General features: G+C 63.0%; 4 protein-coding genes. 3 read left to right on the top strand and 1 reads right to left on the bottom strand.

Annotated features, from left to right (window positions below):
• Both ACE04A_RS29790 and ACE04A_RS29785 read left to right on the top strand, forming a co-directional pair.
• A partial coding sequence (locus ACE04A_RS29790) for a fimbria/pilus outer membrane usher protein (RefSeq protein WP_485820805.1) occupies positions 1–2,361 on the top strand: 2,361 nt, incomplete at its 5' end.
• Between the two features lie 34 nt (positions 2,362–2,395).
• Positions 2,396–3,007, top strand: a complete 612-nt coding sequence (locus ACE04A_RS29785) for a DUF1120 domain-containing protein (RefSeq protein WP_448718197.1) — start codon at positions 2,396–2,398, stop codon at positions 3,005–3,007.
• 39 nt (positions 3,008–3,046) lie between these two features.
• Here the strand turns inward: ACE04A_RS29785 and ACE04A_RS29780 are convergent, their stop codons facing one another.
• Positions 3,047–3,751: a response regulator gene (locus ACE04A_RS29780; protein WP_279995041.1), complete on the bottom strand. Its 705-nt coding sequence runs from the start codon at positions 3,749–3,751 to the stop codon at positions 3,047–3,049.
• Positions 3,752–3,988: 237 nt separating this feature from the next.
• Here ACE04A_RS29780 and ACE04A_RS29775 point away from each other — a divergent pair, with 237 nt between their 5' ends.
• Positions 3,989–4,651, top strand: coding sequence for a DUF1120 domain-containing protein (locus ACE04A_RS29775; protein ID WP_279995042.1), 663 nt, complete (start codon positions 3,989–3,991; stop codon positions 4,649–4,651).
• The last annotated feature ends 96 nt before the right edge of the window (positions 4,652–4,747 follow it).

Below are 4,747 nucleotides of genomic sequence, written 5' to 3'. Positions count from 1 at the left end.
GGCTGCCATCGCGCAGCCCGGTGCGGCGGGTTCGACCTTGAAACCCTGAAAAGCCGCGGCTTGAATCCGGCCATCGCCTCACACTTCAAGAACGGGCCGCAATTCCTGCCAGGCCAACACACCGTGCACGTGAGCGTCAACGGGCGCAACGTGGGCCGCGCTGTCGCCACATTCGATGCCGGCGGCACGCTCTGCCTGACTCCGGAACTGCTAACCTTGGCCGAGCTGAAGGTGCCCGAAGCACAAGCCGCGGACTCGCAAACCTGCCCTGACGCATTTCTTCAGACATGGCCAACTACCACCATCGCGCTACAGCCCGAGCGCATGGCCGTGGACATCGTCGCGCCGCCAGGCGCCATGAACAGAACCGCCGCCACCACAACGTATCAGTCGGGGGGCCGCGCCGCCATCCTGAACTACGACGTCCTGTCGAGCCAGACGCGCCATATCGGCGGCAGGTCGAATTATCTGCAGGCTTACACCGAAGTGGGCCTGAACGTGAACGACTGGATCCTGCGCAGCAACAGCAGCTATTCCAATAGCGGCGGGAAGTCGACGTGGAACCACGTCGATGCTTACGCGCAACGTACATTTTCCACGTGGCACACCACTTTACAAGCGGGCCAAATCAATTTGCGAGGCGCGCTGTTTGCCGGCGTGCCGATCAACGGCATGCAGCTGTTTCCGGAAACCGCGCTACAAAGCAACGATCGTGGAGGCCCGCCCATCAGCGGCATCGCCCACACTCAGGCCCGCGTCGAAGTTCGGCAGAACGGTATTCCGCTGGCGTCCGCCATCGTGCCCCCCGGCCCGTTCACCATGACCGATGTACTGCCCCGGTCGTTGACGCAAGACCTTGAGGTCGTCATCCACGAAGCCTCGGGTGAAGAGCGCGTGTTCTACGTGCCCGCGGCGGCGTTGCAGGTGGACCGCGTTGGCGCAGCCACCGGATTCACCGGCGGCCTGGGCATGCTGCGCCAAACTGGCGGGGCGGGTGGCGACTCCCGGCCGGTCGCGGCGGCGGAATACGGTATCGCGGTGGGCAAGCGCGCCAATGTCGCGGCCGGATTATTGCTGACACAGGACTATCGCTCGCTCGGGGCCCGCACGGACTTGGCTCTGCCCGGCAACATCCAGACCAGCGCACAGAGCACTTTCTCGCAAAATTCCCATACGGGACGCAGCGGGGCTCAGCACATCATATCGGTCTCGGCGCAAGTGCTGCCGGGCGTGTCTTCGAACCTGTCGCTGCTGCGTCGCACGGACGGCTACAGCGAAGTGCTGGACTACGCCAGCAGGCCGGTGAACGGTACGCAGTGGTACCCGAATCTTCGCGAAGACCGCATCAAGCAGCAGATCAGCGCAGGGTTGGGCTGGAACGGATCCACGCTGGGCGGCTTCAGCATGAATGTCAGCGAATCCCAGAGCACGCGCGGCCACTTGTCGCGTCGCGGCATTTTCAGTTGGGGCAAGAGCTTCGGTCGAACCAGCCTGTCGCTGTCGTTCGAGCGTGACATGGGTTCCAGCCACCGCAACCAGGGCGATCTGATGTACCTCAACCTGAGCTTGCCGTTGGGTAAGCAGAGCGTCAGCGCATCGATGCAGCGGCAGGACAACGGCATGAGCTATGGCGTCAATACCGGCGGCGCCATCAGCGAGCAAAGCAGCTACACCCTGGCGGCCAATTCCGGTTCGCACGGCCAGACCAGCTATTCCGGTTCGGTCGGCGTCAATTCAGCCTTTACACAGCTGAACCTGGCGGCCAGCAGCTTCAAGGGCGGCTACAGCCATTCCGCGCGCATGCGAGGCGGACTGGTTGGGCACGCGCAGGGCATGAGCTTTTCGCCCTACCGCGTCCAGGACACGTTCGCCATCGCTTCCGTGGGTGGCCTGTCGGGCGTCCGCCTGAGCACGCCGGCCGGCAACGTATGGACCGACCCCTGGGGCCGGGCCGTCATCCCGTCGCTGCCGGCGTACCGTAACGGGCAGATCCAGGTCGCCACGGCATCGCTCGCGCGCAATGTGGACTTGATCAACGGACGCTACAGCCTGGATCCGGCGCGCGGGTCGGTATCGGCCGTAGACTTCACGGTAGTCAGGGTTCGCCGCGCGCTCGTGACCGCCACCTACGCTGACGGCACGCCGGTGCCCAAGGGCGCAGCCGTGCTGGACGCCAACGGCGTATTCGTCACGTTGGTGGGCAGCGGCGGCCAGATATTCCTGCCCGACATGCTCGCGGGCGCCACGCCGTTCAGCGTGTCGCCATCGGAAGAGGCGTCATGCACGCTCGAATTCGACATCGCCGATACGCCAGACCTGAACGCGTTGTACGAACGCGCCAGTGCGACATGCACCCCGTAGAAGCCCCCCGTCTTGCCTAGCGCAAAAGGACACCATGACTCTTGCCCCCCCTCATCTCTTTCGATCGTGCCGGTCCGCGCTGGTGCTGGCAGCGATGCTGGCAACCGCCGCCTGGACCACCCCTGCCGCGGCGCAGGCGCCGCACTCAGCGCCCATGACGCGCGGAGCAGCCGTAGCGGCGACAGCGGGCTGCATGGTGTCATTCGGCCAAGCCACCATCGACTACGGCAGCTTCACGGCTGGACAGTTGCGTCTGGATGGCAACCAGCGCTATCAGCTTGAGCCGCGCTTAGTGCCCCTGACCGTCAATTGCCCCACCGCGCGCCCCATCGCACTGCGCTTGAATGCCGCCGCGGGGCATCACGGCGCCGCGAAGTTCGCCGGCAACGGTGCGTTGCACGTCATGCTCAGCCACGTCCGGATTGACGGCCACGAAACCCAAGTGATCAACCCGGACGCGCCCCATGGCGCCCAACCCCGCATCGCCCTGCGTCCCGGCGACACCGTGATGTTGGAGAACGGCCGCGCCGGACGCAGTCTTACCGCCCAGGTCGCGTTGAACCCCGAAGTGGGCGATGCCGACATCCGCGTCGCGGACCAGACAGAATGGTCGGCGACCTTACAGCTTGAATTGGTGGATCGATAGCACGTGGCTGTTCGCCATCCATGCCGATAAGCCCGGGTCTTACAAAACCCCGCACAGCTTGAACAAGCCGTTGTCCGTCGTAACGCCCAGTTTGCGATAGGCGGTGCCTTTTTGCGCACTGATGGTTTTGGGGCTCCGGCCAAACTTGATCGCAATGTCAGAAATCGTCATGCCCGCGAGCAAGCAGCGAATCACTTCACGCTCACGACCAGACAACGATGCGCCATCCAGCAGGCCGCTTATCGACGCGGACAAGGTTGTGTCGCCCGAAGCCGTGCCGCCCGCCAAGGGCTCGATCTGCTCGGTGCTTGCGCCAGACAGCAGATACGTCATCTGGGGATCGCAGTAGGTACCGCCCGCAGCCACCTTCTGCAGCGCCAGCACGATTTCCTCTTCGCGCCCGCCCTTGCCCACAAAGCCGTGCGCACCGGAACGCAAGGCCAACGCAACCGTGGCGGGGTCGTAGAGCGCGGAGAACACCAAGATGCGCGCGTCGGGAAACTTGATGCGCAACATTTTGATCAGCGAAATGCCGTCAACCTCGGCCGGACCCAGCGAATAGTCGATCAACAGCACGTCGACGGATTGATTCGCAAGCGCCAGAATCATGTCCCGGCTGGTCTCGAATTCACCGATGACAAAAACGTTCCGGTTCTGTGACAGGTAGGCTGACACGCCAGCCCGCACTACCGGATGGTCATCCAGGATTGCGATACGCAACGGATAGAAATGGGATGCTGACAATATGGAATTCCCCGGTTGAGCCCAGATTTTCCACTGCTTCTCGTTGAGCGAAAAACCAACGTGGACAAATAGTAACGCAGCCGTTTACGCAACTGTAATGAAGATTAGGCGCATGCCTATATCCTAAAAGGCATCCGTCTCCTAGAGTGATTCCTTTGTCCCATCAGAAATTGGATAGTCATGAATCACTCGGTACGCCCTCTGCCCGCCCTTCGTTGCCTCCTCGCCGCAAGCTTTTTGATCGCCGCCTCGGCTCAAGCTGCTCCCACCGCCGACCTGACAATCATCGGCCGCATCACCCCGCCTTCGTGCAACCTTGAATTGGCTGGCGGGGGAATACTGAATTTCGGTGAGCACGCATTCAACTCACTCGCTCACGACGGCACCAAACTGGATTCCAAGACCATCGGCCTGAACATCACCTGCAACGGCAAGACGCGCGTGGGCCTGCACGTGGTAGACAACCGCGCCAGCAGCAAAGTTCTGAAGGCCTCGTTGAACATCAATGCGTGGGGCTCAAACAACGCCACCATCGGCGACCCGTTCATCTTCGGCCTCGGCTCCGTTGCCGGTCCGGACGACACGCAGATTCCTATCGGCGGCTACATGTTCGGCTTCAAGGAAGGCGACGTCCAAGCCGACGACAGCAAGGCCACCGTGCTCTACAGCGCTGACAAGCGCGCTTGGTCCGCCGAGGCCATTCAGCGGCAGTTCATCAGCCCCAACTACACCTATGCGTTCTTCCTGGGTTCGCCGGGCGCCGGCGCCACGCCGGCAGCGATCGCTTCGGTAGCCGGCTCGCTTACCGTCACCCCGACGATCAACCGCGCCGCCGCCCTGCCGACCAGCACGGCCATTGACCTGAATGGCAGCGCCACGATCTCGCTGGTCTACCTGTAAGCGCATTGCGTAGGGCGCGCTGTGGCGCCCTGTCGCAATCGAACAAGCCCTTAAAACAAGCGCGGCGTCTGGCTGTGCGGCCTTCAACGGCCGCAC

It is taken from the genome of Achromobacter colocynthidis (assembly GCF_057334535.1).
The sequence above is the reverse complement of the archived record's forward strand: the minus strand, read 5'-3'. Positions and strand labels throughout refer to the sequence as shown.

Excerpts from the sequence above, each read along its gene's own strand:
- ACE04A_RS29785 (WP_448718197.1), top strand. The coding sequence starts at position 2,396 with ATGACTCTTGCCCCCCCTCATCTCTTTCGATCGTGCCGGTCCGCGCTG.